A 15,675-nucleotide genomic window follows, 5' to 3' on the forward strand; every position below is an offset into this window, starting at 1 on the left:
AGTACAGGGCACTGACAGGCTCGGTCATGCCGTGGTGGCCAACGCGGCCGCCAGGCCGAACGCCACCGCCAGCAGGCAGACGTGCGCGGCCGCCCGCCCCACCGAGTGCTCCACCGTGGATCGGTGTGCCGCGACGGTGGGCAACCACGTCCCTCGGATCCGGCGAGCGAACGCGAGCAGGGCCACGGTGATCAAAACCTTGGCGAGAACGATTCGGCCGTAACCGGTCTCGACCAGGGCAGTGAGGCTGTCCAGCTTCAGGACCGCGTCCAGCACCCCGGTTGTGGCAACCCCGACGACGCACCAGAACGCGACTCGCGAATAGACCGGCAACAGCGTCGCCCATGCCGATTTGCTCCGCAGACTCAGCGCCATCGCTCCCAGTACCCCGAGCCAGACCGACGCGCAGACCACGTGCACGGCAACGGCAATGGAGCCGAACGCGAACTGAGACATGTGCCCGGTGATCGGCCGAGCGACCAGGGCCAGCGACGCCAGCACGATCACCGGAATCGGAGACCAGCTCGCACTCAGCCGATACCCGGCCACCCCGATGGCGCACAGGGCGAGGGCCATGATCACCGTCGCCGTACCCAGTCGACCCACGGAGATCGAGGTGGCGAACGCGGTGAACGAATTCGGCGACAGGGTCAGTGGCGTGCGTCCGGCGGAATCGGCGGCCGCCACAGTCAGCAGAACGAACTCGGCCACCGCCCACAGCCCCGACAGATAGCCGATCGAACGCCACATCACCTGAGAGTCCACGGCGGGGCGTCGAGATTCGGAATTGCCGTCCAGGACAGCGAGAATCCCGAACCCCAACACCACCGAGCCCGACGCCACCGCGATCACCCGCAGCCACGCCGACCCGTCGGGAAAGGTGGGGTACGCCACGGCGAAGGCCGCCGCGACCCCCAGCACGGCCGCGGCTGCGGCGGCGAGTACCAGCCGAACGCTTCTCTCACCCACCGCAGCCACGTCGGTGCTACTTCTGGTTCTTCGGCTTACGCACGCCTTGTGGCTTACGCAGCGCGAATGCCAATGCCCCGGCGAAAGCCAGAACCGCCACTGCGATCAGCGCAATCTGACCGTAGCCGCCGAGGAACGAATCCTCGGACTCCTCGGAGCTTCCCGACGCGTCGGCCGGTGCCCCGGGAGTTCCCGACCCCTCCTGCGTCAGCGTGAACGTCGCGGTACCGCTCACCGGATGGCCGTCGGCCGAGGTGATGCGATACGCGAGGGTGTACTCGCCGATCGGTCCCAGTTCGTTGACGTCGACGACGACGCTCTGACCCTCGACGCGAGCGTCGCCCTCGGACCAGATGTTGCCGTCGGGCCCGACGACGTTGAGCGTGGCGAACTGCGACTGCGGCACCTCGTTGAACGACACGGACGCCGTTGCCGGAGACGCGTCGAGCGACGAGCCGTCGGCCGGGCTGTACCCGGTGACCTGCGAGTGCGCCGACGCCATCGGTGCGGCGACCAACAGCGTCAGCAGTGCCACCGCCGAGACGATCAGCGCTTTCGTGGAAATGGCCATGGCCCTCACGAGCGCCGCGCCCGTACTGTCGCGCCGATGCCGAGACCTGCGCCGACGGCCCCGAGCACGAGGCCGACGCCGGCGAGCCAGCGGGCGGTGTTGTCGGACGAGGACGTCTCGGCCGACGCCTCGGCGGTTGCGGCTGTGTCGGTGTGGGCGCTGCCGTGTGCATCACCGCTCGACGCGGCGAGAGTCAGAGTGGGAGCAGGCAGTTCGGGCTCGCTCCCGTCCTCGGTCATCGGCTCGTCCCAGTTCACGACCTCACCGTCGGTGTAGGTCTGGGTGGCCGGGAACGAGACGGTCTCCTCCTCGGGCAGCGGGCCCGCGGAGAGCAGGAACTGCTGGAACTGGCCGGGGCCGACCTCGGAACCGGGGTTCGCCGTCCACGTCACCGACACCGCCAGATCCGCGGAGTCCTTCTCGACGGTGGACGTCCAGCCCGGAACGGGCTGTGTACGAGCAGAATTGAGGCCGGGAAGGGTCACCTTGACCGAACTGGTCGAGGCGGTATCGGACTCGGTGGGGACGCGGAACGTCAGCACCGAGTAGCCGCCCTGTGCGGCGTCGGGAGCGGAGACGACGACGTGTGCGGACGCAGCGCCTGCGCCGATCAGCAACGCGCCGACGGTGGCTCCCGATACGAACAGGGCACGGGAAAGAGAGCTCTTCATGGGTTGGGTCATTTCTGTGCAGAGATGTGCGGAAAAGGATGTCGGTCAGTAGACCGAGACCGGAGGTCCGCGACGAGAAATGACCCAGTCCAGGGCGGTTCCGTCTACCGAGGGAACCGCGACGGACATGGACACGCGACCGACGGCGGAACCGTCGGGCAGGGAAGTGAGGAGCGCGAGAACCGCTCGGACGATGGAGGTGATCGGGCCGTAGAGGCGTTCGGCCGCGGCGATCATCAGTCCGGCGATCACCGAGGCGGCCGCGTGGAAGGCGATCATCGCGGTGCTGGGAAGCAGAGAGTGGTTGTGCATCTCTGCCGCGCCGAGGCTCAGCGCGATGTGGGCGAGAAGTTGGCCGGCCATCAGCGCCGGGAGCAGCAGAACGGTGGAACGCTCGGGTAGCGCCGTCATGGCACCGATTCCGATGCTGACGACGATCAGCAGGGCCAGGGCGGAACCGTCGGCCCAGCCGCCGCCGGCCATGCCGTGTGCGGCCACCGCCAGCGTCGCGGTGACGATGCCGACAGCTCCGCCACGAAGCGGGGCGGCAGAGCTGTCGGTCATCGGTTTTTCAGGAGGTCAGCGCACGCCGAGACGGGCGAGCAGATCGGCTTCGATGCCGTCGAGCTCTGCGGAGATCGCGGCGTGTGCGGTCTTGCGGCGAGCGGGCGGCATCTGCTCGGACGCGCGGACGGCGGTGGTGAGATCGTCCAGACGCTCGCTGATCGCGGCACCGAAGCTCTTGGTCTCGGGGTCGGAGTGGCGTGCACCGATGGTGTCGAGCGACTTCTCGGCACCGGCGATGCGGGCACTGAGCTTGCCGCCGTGGCCGGTGTATTCGCTGAGCTGATCGGGAGCGACACCGAGCTGCTGCGCCTTGCGGCTGTCGAGCTGCGCGCGAACGACCGTCGCACCGCGGTACAGAATGGGGGCCAACACCGGAATCAGCAGCCGAGCGATGCCGAGGTACTTACGGATCTGAGCCACGCTCAGCGTTCCCTGCACCGCAGCCTTCTGCTGGGCTTTCAGAGCAGACACCTGCGCTTTCTCGACGTTCTTCTGCGACTTCGCCTCCACCGCGCTGAGCTTGCGCTGCGCCTTGGCGATCGACTTCAACTGCTTGCGCTCGTTCTTTGCGCCGAGCTTCGCTTCCAACGTTGCCTTGTGCTTGAGTGCCTTGGCCTCTGCCTTACGAGTGGCTCGACCCTTACGCTTGCGGAACAAACCCATCGACAAGGCTCCTGACGTGTGCTGCTAGGCGGAAACGGTGCGTTCCACACACCTTATCGGGCGGTGGTGTTCACAGGCTGACGGGCGGTGATCTGTACCGGCTGTCGGAGGGCTGACCTAGTGTCTAGCAGTGTGAACGGTCAACGAGGTGCGGCAGCCACATCACCGGTGCCCGTGCTGCTCGACGCCGGATCGTTGACGCGGTGTCGGCATCGTCTCTATCTCGACACGGCGTACGGGTCGTTGTTGCGCGGCGAACCCGAGAACCCAGGGGTACGGCAGCGCCGAGAAGCAGCTCAGGCTCACCGGGAGAACGTCCGCGCGCAGTTGGCCGTGGACGATCCGATGCTGTGGATCGAAATCGACGAACCCACTGCCCGCGACGCTGCCGACGCCACCGTCGCCGCCTGCCGAGCCGGAGTGGAACGCATCTGGAACGCGGTACTACCCCTCGAACGTGACACCGGCCGACGCGGTCGCAGCGAACTGCTCGTCCGCGACGCGGCGGGTGGCTACATTCCGGTGATCGTCGTCAACCACAAGGTCACCGACCCCGGCCGCGGCGCGCGCACCACCCCACTGGACCGGTGGTCTCCGTCGATCGACGAGGCCCGCAAGGTGCGCAGTCAGTTGCGCGACCAGCTCCGGCTCGCTCATCTGTATCGCATGCTGACGCATGAGGGCCTGGCCACGGCCACCCCCGTCGGCGGCGCAGTGGGCTACAAGGGCGAGTGCATGCTGGTGCACGATCTCACCACGGTCCTCGACGAATACGACACCCGCTTCGCAGACCGGCTCTCGGTAGCCCAGGGGGCCGCGTTCACCGTTCCCTCCCAGGTGAGTGAATGTCGGTCGTGTTCGTGGTGGTTCGACTGTAAGCCGCAACTCGAGGCCGTTCGCGACGTCTCGCTGGTCGCCTCCGGGTCCCGCGCCGATGTGCTGCGCAGTGCCGGCGTGCGCACCATCGACGAGTTGGCGCAGTGGACCGGCCCGGCTCCCGAGGAATGGCCCTTCGGAAACTTCGACGACGCCGTGTCCGCGGCGCTGGCCTGGCGAGCCGACGTGCCGTTGCTGCGGCGCTCGGAGACCGTGACGGTGCATCGCGCTGACGTCGAGGTGGACGTGGACATGGAGAGCTATCAGGAACACGGCGCGTATCTGTGGGGCACGCTGCTCACCGAGGCGGGCGGTCCGCCGCCGACGTATCGCGGTTTCGTCACGTGGGATCCGCTGCCTACCGTGGACGAGGGCCGCTCGTTCGCGGTGTTCTGGAACTGGTTGATGGATACCAGGGCCAACGCTGCTGCTCGCGGCAAAACCTTTGCGGCGTATTGCTATTCGCGGCAGGCGGAAGACAAGTGGTTGCTCGACTCGGCCCGTCGATTCGCCGACGTTCCCGGGGTTCCCACCGAGGCGCAGATTCGCGAGTTCATCGACAGCGAGCAGTGGGTGGACATCTACCAGGCCGTCAGCGATCAGTTCATCTGCCCGAACGGCAAGGGCCTGAAGAAGATTGCGCCGGTCGCGGGTTTCGCCTGGCGTGACGACGAGGCAGGCGGCGAGGCGTCGATGGGCTGGTACCGGGAGGCCGTCGGCTACGACGCGGAGCCCGATCAGACGCAGCGTGAGCGACTGCTCGTCTACAACGAGGACGATGTTCTGGCGACAAAGGTGTTGCGCGAGTGGATGTCCGACCGCGCCGAGAAAGAGATTCCGACGGTGGCGGATCTACGCGCCCGCGCGTGACCCCACCTCGACAGGCGGGGCCACGCGGAGTGGTCGGTGATTAACGCGGTGCCATTCGGATCGCGCCGTCCATGCGGATGGTCTCGCCGTTGAGGTAATCGTGCTCGGCGATCATCTGGACCAGCTGCGCGTACTCGGTGGGCTGCGCCAGACGCGAGGGGAACGGCACCGACGCCTCGAGGCCTTGGCGGTATTCCTCGGTGACGCCGGCCAGCATCGGGGTGTCGACGATGCCGGGGGCGATGGTGTTGACGCGGATGCCGACCTGCGCGAGGTCGCGAGCTGCGGTGATGGTCATCGCGTGCACGCCGCCCTTGGAGGCGGTGTAGGCGATCTGTCCGATCTGTCCCTCGAACGCCGCGACCGACGCGGTGTTGATGACGACGCCGCGCTGGCCTGCGTCGTCCACGGTGGCCTGCGACTGCATCCGATTCGCGGCCAGTCGCATCACGTTGAACGTGCCGAGGAGGTTGATGGTGATGACGGTGCGGAACAGCTCGAGATCGTGCGGTCCCTTCTTGGACAGGATGCGGCCCGCCCAGCCGACGCCTGCACAGTTGACGACGATGCGCAGCGGCACACCGGATGCGACGATCGTGTCCAGTGCGGCCTCGACCTCGGCTTCGCTGGTGACGTCCGCGGGGAGCAGTGTCACCCCGGCCGGGACGCTGTCCCCGGCGCGCTCGATGGACTGCGGCAGATCCAGGCCGAAGACGGTGACGCCCGCGGCGGCCAGACGTGCGGCCGTTGCGGCACCGAGGCCCGATGCCCCGCCGGTGACAAGTGCTGCTGTTCCTGAGATTTCCACGTCGTACGATCCCCTTCGCTCACGGTGGCGGGCCGCGGCACAGGCTGCGACCTCCTAGTCGCTTGCACCATAACCGGCGGGGGACCTCATGTACCGGTGGGCGCCCGCTTCGACAGTCGGGGCTACTTGATTCCGCTGCGCGCGAATCCGGCGATGAAGTATTTCTGGAAGAACAGAAACAGCAACGCCATCGGCACGACGTTGATCAGCGCGAACGCCATCGTGGCACCGTAATCGCTGTTCGCCTGCCCTTGTAGGTACAGCAGTCCGATGGGCAACGTGAACAGCTCGTTCTCTCGCAGTGCGATCAACGGCCACGCGAAGTCGTTCCACGATTGCAGCAGGCTCATGAAGGCGAGGACGGCGATCAGCGGTCCCGACAGCGGCAGCACGACGCGTCGGAAGATCTGCCAGTGACCGGCACCGTCCAGACGCGCCGCCTCGAGCAGTTCACGCGGAATGCCGAGCATGAACTGGCGTGCGAGGAACAGCCCGAACGCCGATGCCGAACTCGGCAGGATGACCGCCCAGTACGTGCCGTACAGGCCGAGCCCGACGACGATGCGGAACAACGCCACCATGATCACCTGCACCGGCAGCACCAACGTCGCCAGCGCGATGAAGAACAACGGCGTCGAGAACCGGAACTTCAAGTGCGCGAACGCATATCCCGCGAGCAGACTCGTCACCACGGTGATGATCGTGACCACGACGGCAATGGCGATCGAATTTCCCAGCCACGTCGCGACCGGGAACGAGTCGAACACGCGGGTGACGTTCTCCCACGTCACCTGGCGTGGCCACAGCCGCAGCTCGCCGCCGCCCAGCAACTCGCCACGAGTCGAGAACGCCACGGCCAGCATCCAATACAGGGGCGCGACGGTGATCAGGCCGATGACGGCGATGATCACGGTGCGCAGCACCAGTGCGCGACGAGCGGACGCGTTTCTCGGCCCGCTCATTCGACCAGATCCTTCGTTCGGCTCGCGCGCCACTGCGCGGCGGCGAACGTGAGGGCGAACAGGAACAGCACCATCCCGATCGATGCTGCATAGCCCTGATCTCGGGTGACGAAGCCCGTCTCATAGGCGTACGTGACCAGCACCGACGTCGCCCCGCCCGGTCCGCCGCCGGTGAGAACGAAGACCAGATCGAACACCTGGAACGAGTAGATGACATTGAGCACCAGCAGGAAGAACGACGTCGGACCCAGCAGTGGCACCGTCACGTTGCGGAAGCGTTGGAATGCGTTCGCGCCGTCCAGCCGGGCCGCCTCGTACAGGTCGGGACCGAGGCCTTGAAGGCCGGCCAGGTAGATCAGCATGTTCAACCCGGTGCGCCACCACACGGTGGCGATGACGATCGACGCGAAAGCCGGCCCGGGAGAGGACTGCCAATCGATAGCAGGTAGCCCGAGGAAACCGATCAGGTTGTTGAGCACGCCCGAGTTCTGGTCGAACACCAAAATGCCGATCAGGCCGGTCGCGACGCCCGAGACCGCCATCGGCAGGATCACGAGCGATCGCCACAGCGGCCGGGCGGGTAACGCGGAATTGAGCAGTACCGCGGCGATCAGACCGAACAGCATCGACAGCGGAGTCACCAGCGCAGTGAACAGCAGCGTGTTGATCAGCGCCCGCCAGAACAACGGATCCTCCACCAGGCGTGCGTAATTGGCCGCCCCGACGAACTCGCCGGCACCGAATCCGTCGGTCTGCTGCAGGCTGACGACGAACGCGGCGACGAGGGGAACTAGCACGAAGACGGCCAACAGTGCATAGCTGGGGGCCAGAAATCCGGCGGCCGCGAATGCTTCTTTCCTGGCACCGGCGCGCTTGGTCTTCGCTCGTACTACAGCCGTCATGCGCCGGTGACCCCGGCGATGCCGCTCTGCAACGCGGAGACGGTGGCGGCGGAATCCTGGGAACCCGCGAAGGCGAGATCGAGCTGCTCCTTCAGAACCGGAATGATCGCCGACATCGACGGTGACGCCACCTGAGCTGCATCCTGCGGCTGCACCGTGGTCGCCTGCGCCGCGAAGATCGGGGCCAGCTCCGACCGGATGTCGAACTCGAGGTCGGAGTTGAGCAGGTCGGTGCGCGTCGGCAGCAGCGAGGCCGCCCTACAGAAGTTGCGCATCTGCTCCTGCTGGGTGACGAACTCGAGGAACGACGCCGCCAACTCCGGCTGCGAGGTCTGAGACGTCGCGACCAGTGCGTTGCCGCCGAAGTCGCCGCCGCCCCGGCGATCTCGTGGTGCGAAGGTGGCGGTCCAGTCGAAACTGGCCGTGGCTTCGGCGTCGGGCAATTGGAACGCACCCGACCACACCATGGCGACCGATTGCGAGAACCACGCCTCGCTGGCGTAGCTCGACGACGCGATGGTGTTGTTGGCCGGCACGTAGCCCTTCGAGAAGAACGACGACGAGAAGTCGACGGCCCTGCGCGCCTCGTCGGAGTCGATCAGTGGAGTCTTCTGGTCCTCGGCCAGGAAGGACCCGCCCGCCTGGAACAGCAGACTGAGCCAGCGGGTGACGCCGTTACCCTGCCAGTTGTAGGCCCACGGATACTTGTCGGCCGGCAGCGAGGAACGCAGCCGATCGCCGATCGACGCCAGCTCGTCCCACGTCCAGGCGTCGTCCAGATTTGTCGGGACCGAGTCGATACCGGCCTGCGACAACAGGTTTCGATTCACCAGAATCGCCGAGGTGTCGGTGTGGTGGGGCAGGCCGTAGGGGATTCCGCCGTTCTGCACGGCAGCCCACGCTGTCGGCGTGAACTGATCCCGCGTGTCCGACGCCAACAGCGGCGACAGATCCAGCAGTTGGCCGCGGCCGGCGTACGCGCCGAACGTGTAGTACGGAACGCGGAAGATGTCGGGCGGATTGCCCGCCTGGAGCTGGGCGTCGATGTTGGTGAACATCTGCTCGTACGGCACTGCGTTGAGAGTGATCGTCGACCCGGGATTGGCTGCCTCGAACGCGCTGATCGAGTCCCGGAAGCCGGCCAACTCGGCATCGGTACCCCACGTGGTGAACGTCAGCGTGCCCTCGGTCTGTTGCGACGGGCTGGACTTCACGAAGCCGCACCCCGCCAACAGCAACGGCACTGCGGCAGCACCGGATCCGATCAGAAACGAGCGACGATCGAGTGCCATTGAAGATCTCCGTTCACCGGCTGCAGCTGTACAGACCGACTGGTCCGCCGCAGAGTAGCCAGGGGAGCAGCGGTCCAAACCACCGCTCAGCGCCGGATGTGACCGGCTTCGTCGTACTCGACTCGCTGCGTACCGTCGCCCAGGTCGTCGAGCAGGATCGTCGCCGCCACGGTCCGTCCGGGAGGCAGGAGGCGGACCGTCACCGCGCCTGCTTCGGCGGCATCGAGCGCACTCGATGCAGCGGCCACGATGCGGTCTCGTGCGTCGTCGTCGAGTGCGTCCGGTGTGCGGTCGTCGAGCATCATCACGTCCACTCCGCGCGCCCGAGCCGATCTCGCAGCGAGAATGAGGTCGGGCTTCACGAGACCGCGGGCGCGCAGGGTGTCACGAAGTTCGGCTTCGAGCAGCCGGCACGCGAGGATTTCCTCGTCAGTCGGATCGGGACCATCGGCGATGCGCTGCAGCAACGGACGGGCCAACGCGTCGAGACTCGCCAGGCGGGCGTCGCGTTCCTCGAATACGGCCGCAGCCGCAGCCTGGGACGCGATACGCACCGTCGACTGCCTGCGCAGCTCGAAGATGGCCGCGGCCAACGGACGGATGGTGAAGGCGAAGAACGTCGCCATCAACAGCGGCGCGATGTTGATGGCGCTGAACGACAGCCCGTACAGAAATCCCTGACCCGTGACCACCGCCCACCCGATGGCAACGGTCATGGTCAGTGCCAGCCCGAGCCACGCGGCCAGGGTGCGACCGCGAACGCACATGAAGGTGTAGATCACCACGGACATCCCCAACGGCCAGGTCTGCAGGCTGCCCGTCAGCGGTACCGGTAACACCGCGAAGACGAACGCCGCTGCCACCGGACCCGAGACGGTCAGCAGGGCGGTCGCCCGCACGCTCAGGGGATCGCCCGCGGCACCGAGCAATACGGCGACGGCTCCGGTGAACACGAGAACCGCCGCGTATTCGGGCCACACCGAGGAGACTCCGCCCAGGGTCGCTGTCGCGCAGACCGCGCACGCGAGCACGAAGAACACTGCGACGGCGTACGCGGCTGTCGACTTCATCGACAGCAGATCCCGGATGTCTTGTCCGTTCATTGTTTCCACCTCAGTTGGACGGTGGTGCCTGCGGCGGAGGAGTGGATGTCGGCCGATCCGCCGTCGAGCTGACGCATCCTGCCTTCGATACTGACGGCGACGCCGAGTCGGTGCGGGGGTACCGAGCGTCGATCGAAGCCGATACCGTTGTCGCGAACGGTGACCTGCAACGACGACGGAGCCAGCCGGACGCTGACCGATCGGTCCGATGCCTGCGCGTGAATTCGACTGTTGCGCAGCGCCTCTGCGAGAGCTGCAGCAATGGATCTGACTAAGTCGGCTGGGTAGTCCGCCGATCGTTCGAGCTCCTCCATGTGCACGGTGAATTCGATCGACTCGTCGACCGTGGTCGCGGCGGAACGCAGCTGAGCCAGAGCCTCGTCCGCGGAGAAGCTGTGAGAGACGGCGCCGGTGGTCAGGTCGTCCAGATGTGTCAGAGCCGAGCGGGCCTGACGTGCCAGGCTTGGCGTGCGGCCATGTCGAGTCACGGCGAGCAGGGACGACATGACCTCGTCGTGGATCAGCGCGTCGAACCGTTCGCGCTCGACCTCGCGGGCGGTGGCCGCGGCTGCTCGGGCTGCGTCGTCGTGCGTCGCGGAAATGGTGGCGTCGAGAATCCGTCCGGTGCGTACCGCGGCGAGGGTTGCGGCCACGAACACCGTGCAGAACATCATCGCGAAGAATATCTCCGCGATGATGTTGCTGCGAGGAAACGGTTCTCGCACAGCCTGATTGGTGAGCTGCACGACGACGACGCTGACGGTCATGTGGACGAATGCCGGGACCGGAGGCCACACCGTGGCGGCCGCGAGCGCTGCCAGGCCGGGAAACACCGAGAGAAACGTCCCGGCCTGATCGAAAGTGGTGCCGTCCCAGGCCACCCACCACAGCAGAGCCATGATCGTGAACGTCGATGCTGCTATCGAGCCGGCAATCCTGATCGCGGCGATACTCGGATGAAAAGTCATGGCTCCGAATGCGAAACCACTGCCGAACACGACCACAGCTGTGACCGGAGTCCACCAACCGGGAACCACTTCACCGCTGCGCGCGATATCCGGGATCAACAGCAACAGGTAGATGAGATAGCCGGTGGCGACGAACCGGCCGAAGATTCTGATCAGCCGGTCGGTCGATCGATGTGCGGCGTCGGTGCCGATGACCTGCTGGTCGATGTTCATTCACCCCTCCGGAGGAGGAGTTTAAACCAAGGTCAGGCGTCTTCGCTGGTGGTCTGCTCCAACGATTCCCGCGCTGCCCTGGTGCGGGAGCGTCGAACGAACACGGCGACGACGACGGCGGACATCACGACGACCACTCCGGCGGCAATGTACGGGGCTGCGGTGCCGGGCATGAGGCCCTCGAAGAACAGGACGGCACCGAAGACGAAGAACAGGATAGCTGCGCCGTACTGAATCATGCGCTCCGGCAGGTGCTTTCCGAGAACCGCACCGACCACGATGGCAAGCGCATCGGCCGCGACCATGCCGACCGTCGAGCCGATCCACACGCCCACCCAGTCGTTGTCGGCCGCGAGGGTGACGGTAGCCAGCATCGTCTTGTCACCGAGCTCGGCCAGGAAGAACGCCGACGCGATCGCGAGGAACGCAGACTTGGTGACCCGGGAGGCTTTCGCGCCTTCGTCGTCGGACAGGGAGTCGCCGCGCAGCGTCCAGAGCCCGAAGATGACGAATGCGAGGCCGCCGACGATGGATATCGCCTCGGTGGGGATCGACACGCCGAGGAAGTGCCCGACCGCCACCGAGGCCAGGTGCACGACAGTGGTGGCCACGGTGATGCCGCCGATGACGACGTACCACTTGTAGCGCAGGGCGAACGTCATGGCCATGAGCTGGGACTTGTCACCCAGCTCGGCGACGAAAATGACAGCGAAACTCAACAACAATGCGGACAGCACAGCGGACTCCTCGGTCGTCGAACGGACCGAAGGTCTCGCCCACCGGAACTGGCCGGTTCAGGTGCCGGGTCGCTTTCGAGCAACCAGTATGTCGACACGTTGATTGGGGGCTACTCCCCTTCGCTGCAGACGACTGTAGGAGGTCGATCGTGAAATGTCCAATGCCGCAATAAGTTTGGGTTCCCGAAACCTCGTGTACGGGGAGCGGTCACGACGCGAGGAGCATCGCCAAAACTGCGGTGTCGGGATCGCTGATGGGATCGAGACCGACCCGGCTGACCATCGAGGTCACGGTGCCGTCGGACTCGGCTTCCACCCAGGCCGCCCGATGGTCGAGCCCGAGGTGAGGAAGGCCGGGGAGCAGGACGCACCCGGACGCCGCGCCCGCACACTCCGGGAGCGTGGGCGTGGTCTCCGAGGGCGGATGCAGCATCAGTAACGCAGCAGGTTGATGCGCGGCGAACCGTCCGGGTGCCAGCGCGAAATCGCCGATAACCGGACCCTCGGCGACGACCAATCCGACCGTGCCCGGCTCCGGGTCGTCGGGCAATTCCTCCCGTACACCGAACACCGTCGACGTGGCCAATATGCCCGGCATCGAGGCCACCCGCACGGCGAGGGCCAGAAACTGAGCCCATTCCTTGGTGGTGTCCGGCCAGCGGCCCGAGATCACGAATCCGCGCAGCAGACCGGCGGCATGAAACGGTGAAACACCGATGAGATTTCGCTCGTCCATCTCGATCTTTCCTCCCAGACAGGTACAGGGCGCTAGCCGGGTACACGACGTTGGGTAAAGAAGAGAATGACCCGAAAGCGGCTGGCACACAAGATGGGGAGAGTGCCAGCCGAAACGTGGCCGCCCCGCTGCGCATTGCCACCGGATACGCTCCTTCGATGAAATTCGGACGAATCGGTGGGCGGCTCGGTGTTGCGGTCGCGTCATGCCTGGTCGCCGTCGCGGTCACTGCGTGCAGTGCGGACGCGTCGAGCACCCAGGAGAACCCAGGTGACGTCCGTACCGTGCAGCACGCATTCGGTGAGACGAGCATTCCGGTGGATCCGCAGCGCGTTGCCGTGCTCGACGGGGACCGCACGATGGAAGCGGTCGTGGCTCTGGGAGTGAAGCCGGTCGCAGCAGTGAAGCCGCCGCTCACCGGTGACTATGCGCCCGTCGTACGTGCCCTTCTCGCCGACGAACCGGTGGACATCGGATCGGCCGACTCCGACATCGACATCGAGGCGCTGACGGCGGCCGGACCGGACCTGATCGTGATGCGAACGGAGGGTGAGGACAGTCGCGCGTTGTTCGACCGCGTCGCCCCGATCGCACCGACCGTCGTCGTGGACTACGCGCCGGCGTCGTGGCAGAGCACCCTCGAGCAGGTGGCGGAATTCTTCGACCAGCAGGACACGGCCGAGAACTTGTTGGCCGACTATCGGCGCACGGTGGACGAGTCGCAGGCTCGGGCACCGCGCGAGGGCAGCACGTTGACCATCGCACGGGTGCGCGCCGACTCGCTTCGATACATGACGCAGGACGGCTCGTTTCCTTACTCGGTGCTCGCCGATCTGGGCTACAGCGCCCCCGCGCAGGAGGACCGTGGGTCGGATGCGGTGCAGACCGTCGACGTGAGTCCCGAACTGATCGACGTTCTCGATGCCGACGACATCGTTCTGCTGACCGACGCCGTGACGGAAGACGCCGTGACGCAATTGCGGCAGAACCCGCTCTTCATCGGACTCGGGGCCCGGGTGACCGAACTGCCGTCCAAGGACTACCTGTTCGGCAACGTACTCACCGCGCAGGCGTTGGTGGAGACGGCGGCCGGACTCGGTGGCTGACATGCCTGCATCGGAGCGCTGGGGCGGCTGCGCCGCGGTGGCCCGAGAGAGCGACGAGTCTCTTCGCGGAACGGCGGCCAGGGCCGACGGGTGGGTGCTGATCGAACACCGAGGGCCGTGGGGCACAGAACCGTGGGGGCCCGACGGTCCGCTGGGTCGAATCGGCGTCGAACTTGCCCGTCGCTGTTCGGCGGCGCGTGTACGTCCCCAACTCGTGCGCGACACTCGGCTGCCGCGGAATTCGACCGATGTGCGGCGAGTCTTCCTCGTGCATTCGGGCCGTTCGGGTCCGTGGGCCGAGCAGTACACGGTCGACGCGGTCGAGCAGGTGCTCGAGCTGCCGTTGGAAGCCGCTTCGGGCGGTACCCCACCCGGCCTGGGGATATCTGTCGAGCAGCCGCTGTACCTGGTGTGTACGCACGGGAAGAAAGATCCGTGCTGCGAGGTGTTGGGTCGTCCGGTGGCGACCGCTCTGAGTCGACCCGACGGACGGGTGTGGGAATCGACGCACCTCGGTGGGGACCGGTATGCGGCGGGAATGGTGGCGCTGCCGGAGGGCAGCTACTACGGCAACCTCACTCCGGCGAATGCTCGGGCCGTGGTGGACGGTCACGACCGTGGGCAGTTGTCTCTGCAGCACTACCGGGGTCGGTGCACCGACGACACGGCGGTCCAGATTGCCGAACACGCAGTACGTACCGAGTACGGACTCACCGGAATCCACGACGCGCGTCCGACCGCGGCCACCGCGTCGGACAGCGGGATGGACGTCGTCGTTGCAACGACGACGGGCTCGGTGCAGGTGCGCGTGACTCCGAACCCCGAGGCTCCGCGCAGAACGACGTGCCGCTCCGAGGCTCTTGCGACGCCCGACCACGGAATCACCTCGATCCGACCGATCTCGGCAACCGAACGGGTATGACTTCGAAAAGCGACAGGGCCACCGCATCCGTTGCGGTGGCCCTGTCGGCCAGTGCTCGACTGTCGGCACTCCGGCGAAACTACGGGAAGATCAGACCCGGGGTCTTCGACGTCGCGGCCTCGAAACGAGCCTGGACGTCGGCCCAGTTGACGACGTTCCAGAACGCCTTCACGTAGTCGGCCTTGACGTTCTTGTACTGCAGGTAGAAGGCGTGCTCCCACATGTCGACCTGGAGCAGCGGGATGATGCCCAGCGGCACGTTGGCCTGCTGATCGTAGAGCTGGAAGGTGAGCAGCTTCTTGCCCAGCGAGTCGTAACCCAGAACGGCCCAGCCGGAGCCCTGCAGGCCGTTGGCCGCAGCGGTGAACTGTGCGCGGAACTTGTCGAACGAACCGAACTGGTCGTCGATCGCGGCACCGAGCTCACCCTCGGGCTTGTCGCCACCGTTCGGCGAGAGGTTCTTCCACCAGATGGAGTGGTTGACGTGGCCACCGAGGTGGAACGCCAGGTTCTTCTCGTGCAGGAAGATGGATGCATGGTCGTCGTTCTCGCGCGCTGCGGCGAGCTTTTCGAGGGCGGTGTTCGCGCCTGCGACGTAGGTGGCGTGGTGCTTGGAATGGTGAAGCTCGTTGATCTCGCCCGAGATGTGCGGCTCGAGGGCGGAGTAATCGAAATCAAGGTCGGGCAAGGTGTACTCGGACACGTGGTTCCCTTCTCTAACGACGCCGTACCCATCATG

17 protein-coding genes are annotated in these 15,675 nt (G+C 66.2%); 3 read left to right on the plus strand and 14 right to left on the minus strand.

All coding sequences use genetic code 11. The annotated features are described in order from the left end of the window. Positions 1-24: 24 nt before the first annotated feature. From MTX35_RS26040 to MTX35_RS15480, 5 genes are read right to left on the minus strand one after another with little or no spacing between them, the layout of a single operon-like run. Positions 25-969 (minus strand): copper resistance D family protein, encoded by a 945-nt coding sequence (locus MTX35_RS26040; RefSeq protein WP_243595833.1) that lies wholly within the window; start codon positions 967-969, stop codon positions 25-27. A gap of 16 nt (positions 970-985) precedes the next feature. Further along, the gene (gene mprA / locus MTX35_RS15465) at positions 986-1,540 is read right to left on the minus strand and encodes an MprA protease, GlyGly-CTERM protein-sorting domain-containing form (RefSeq protein ID WP_243595834.1); all 555 of its coding nucleotides are present in this window, start codon (positions 1,538-1,540) and stop codon (positions 986-988) included. Positions 1,541-1,545: 5 nt separating this feature from the next. Further along, positions 1,546-2,211 carry a YcnI family protein gene (locus MTX35_RS15470; protein ID WP_243595835.1) on the minus strand — a complete coding sequence of 222 codons (666 nt, stop codon included), beginning with the start codon at positions 2,209-2,211 and terminating at the stop codon, positions 1,546-1,548. Positions 2,212-2,256: 45 nt separating this feature from the next. Further along, positions 2,257-2,775, minus strand: a complete 519-nt coding sequence (locus MTX35_RS15475; RefSeq protein ID WP_243595836.1) for a hypothetical protein — start codon at positions 2,773-2,775, stop codon at positions 2,257-2,259. 15 nt (positions 2,776-2,790) lie between these two features. Continuing rightward, positions 2,791-3,441 carry a DUF6474 family protein gene (locus tag MTX35_RS15480; protein WP_037186611.1) on the minus strand — a complete coding sequence of 217 codons (651 nt, stop codon included), beginning with the start codon at positions 3,439-3,441 and terminating at the stop codon, positions 2,791-2,793. A 132-nt stretch (positions 3,442-3,573) separates the two neighbouring features. On the opposite strand from MTX35_RS15480, the gene MTX35_RS15485 reads away from it, so the two are divergent. Next, positions 3,574-5,187 (plus strand): TM0106 family RecB-like putative nuclease, encoded by a 1,614-nt coding sequence (locus tag MTX35_RS15485; protein ID WP_374230304.1) that lies wholly within the window; start codon positions 3,574-3,576, stop codon positions 5,185-5,187. Positions 5,188-5,227: 40 nt separating this feature from the next. On the opposite strand, the gene MTX35_RS15490 is transcribed toward MTX35_RS15485, so the two are convergent. The 8 genes from MTX35_RS15490 to MTX35_RS15525 form a co-directional block, all read right to left on the minus strand. Beyond that, positions 5,228-5,995 (minus strand): SDR family NAD(P)-dependent oxidoreductase, encoded by a 768-nt coding sequence (locus MTX35_RS15490; protein WP_243595837.1) that lies wholly within the window; start codon positions 5,993-5,995, stop codon positions 5,228-5,230. A gap of 122 nt (positions 5,996-6,117) precedes the next feature. Beyond that, complete coding sequence (locus MTX35_RS15495; protein WP_068045038.1) at positions 6,118-6,957, minus strand: carbohydrate ABC transporter permease; 840 nt, start codon at positions 6,955-6,957, stop codon at positions 6,118-6,120. Beyond that, positions 6,954-7,859, minus strand: a complete 906-nt coding sequence (locus MTX35_RS15500; RefSeq protein WP_243595838.1) for a carbohydrate ABC transporter permease — start codon at positions 7,857-7,859, stop codon at positions 6,954-6,956. The genes MTX35_RS15495 and MTX35_RS15500 overlap by 4 nt, the downstream gene beginning before the upstream one ends. Continuing rightward, complete coding sequence (locus MTX35_RS15505) at positions 7,856-9,151, minus strand: ABC transporter substrate-binding protein (protein WP_243595839.1); 1,296 nt, start codon at positions 9,149-9,151, stop codon at positions 7,856-7,858. Before MTX35_RS15505 ends, MTX35_RS15500 begins: the two co-directional genes overlap by 4 nt. A gap of 86 nt (positions 9,152-9,237) precedes the next feature. Further along, entirely contained in the window at positions 9,238-10,254 is a 1,017-nt protein-coding gene (locus MTX35_RS15510) for a hypothetical protein (RefSeq protein ID WP_243595840.1), read from the minus strand. Then, positions 10,251-11,435 (minus strand): sensor histidine kinase, encoded by a 1,185-nt coding sequence (locus MTX35_RS15515; protein ID WP_243595841.1) that lies wholly within the window; start codon positions 11,433-11,435, stop codon positions 10,251-10,253. The genes MTX35_RS15510 and MTX35_RS15515 overlap by 4 nt, the downstream gene beginning before the upstream one ends. A gap of 32 nt (positions 11,436-11,467) precedes the next feature. Then, positions 11,468-12,172 (minus strand): TMEM165/GDT1 family protein, encoded by a 705-nt coding sequence (locus MTX35_RS15520; RefSeq protein WP_243595842.1) that lies wholly within the window; start codon positions 12,170-12,172, stop codon positions 11,468-11,470. A gap of 208 nt (positions 12,173-12,380) precedes the next feature. Next, entirely contained in the window at positions 12,381-12,908 is a 528-nt protein-coding gene (locus MTX35_RS15525; protein WP_243595843.1) for a peptidase, read from the minus strand. Between the two features lie 158 nt (positions 12,909-13,066). Here MTX35_RS15525 and MTX35_RS15530 point away from each other — a divergent pair, with 158 nt between their 5' ends. After that, complete coding sequence (locus MTX35_RS15530) at positions 13,067-14,014, plus strand: ABC transporter substrate-binding protein (RefSeq protein WP_243595844.1); 948 nt, start codon at positions 13,067-13,069, stop codon at positions 14,012-14,014. 1 nt (position 14,015) lies between these two features. Then, entirely contained in the window at positions 14,016-14,936 is a 921-nt protein-coding gene (locus MTX35_RS15535) for a sucrase ferredoxin (RefSeq protein ID WP_243595845.1), read from the plus strand. Between the two features lie 79 nt (positions 14,937-15,015). Here MTX35_RS15535 and MTX35_RS15540 read toward each other — a convergent pair whose 3' ends face one another. Then, positions 15,016-15,639 (minus strand): superoxide dismutase, encoded by a 624-nt coding sequence (locus tag MTX35_RS15540; RefSeq protein WP_243595846.1) that lies wholly within the window; start codon positions 15,637-15,639, stop codon positions 15,016-15,018. Positions 15,640-15,675: the final 36 nt, after the last annotated feature.

Origin of the sequence: Rhodococcus sp. ARC_M12 (assembly GCF_022810385.1) — a bacterium.
GTDB lineage: Bacteria > Actinomycetota > Actinomycetes > Mycobacteriales > Mycobacteriaceae > Rhodococcoides > Rhodococcoides navarretei.

Bases quoted from the DNA above. Each gene is read 5' to 3' on its own strand.
- MTX35_RS15530 (WP_243595844.1), top strand. From the start codon at position 13,067: ATGAAATTCGGACGAATCGGTGGGCGGCTCGGTGTTGCGGTCGCGTCA.
- MTX35_RS15515 (WP_243595841.1), bottom strand. From the start codon at position 11,435: ATGAACATCGACCAGCAGGTCATCGGCACCGACGCCGCACATCGATCG.
- MTX35_RS15495 (WP_068045038.1), bottom strand. From the start codon at position 6,957: ATGAGCGGGCCGAGAAACGCGTCCGCTCGTCGCGCACTGGTGCTGCGC.
- MTX35_RS15525 (WP_243595843.1), bottom strand. From the start codon at position 12,908: ATGGACGAGCGAAATCTCATCGGTGTTTCACCGTTTCATGCCGCCGGT.
- MTX35_RS15510 (WP_243595840.1), bottom strand. From the start codon at position 10,254: ATGAACGGACAAGACATCCGGGATCTGCTGTCGATGAAGTCGACAGCC.
- MTX35_RS15475 (WP_243595836.1), bottom strand. From the start codon at position 2,775: ATGACCGACAGCTCTGCCGCCCCGCTTCGTGGCGGAGCTGTCGGCATC.
- MTX35_RS15480 (WP_037186611.1), bottom strand. From the start codon at position 3,441: ATGGGTTTGTTCCGCAAGCGTAAGGGTCGAGCCACTCGTAAGGCAGAG.
- MTX35_RS15505 (WP_243595839.1), bottom strand. From the start codon at position 9,151: ATGGCACTCGATCGTCGCTCGTTTCTGATCGGATCCGGTGCTGCCGCA.
- MTX35_RS15535 (WP_243595845.1), top strand. From the start codon at position 14,016: ATGCCTGCATCGGAGCGCTGGGGCGGCTGCGCCGCGGTGGCCCGAGAG.
- MTX35_RS15500 (WP_243595838.1), bottom strand. From the start codon at position 7,859: ATGACGGCTGTAGTACGAGCGAAGACCAAGCGCGCCGGTGCCAGGAAA.
- MTX35_RS15470 (WP_243595835.1), bottom strand. From the start codon at position 2,211: ATGAAGAGCTCTCTTTCCCGTGCCCTGTTCGTATCGGGAGCCACCGTC.
- mprA (WP_243595834.1), bottom strand. From the start codon at position 1,540: ATGGCCATTTCCACGAAAGCGCTGATCGTCTCGGCGGTGGCACTGCTG.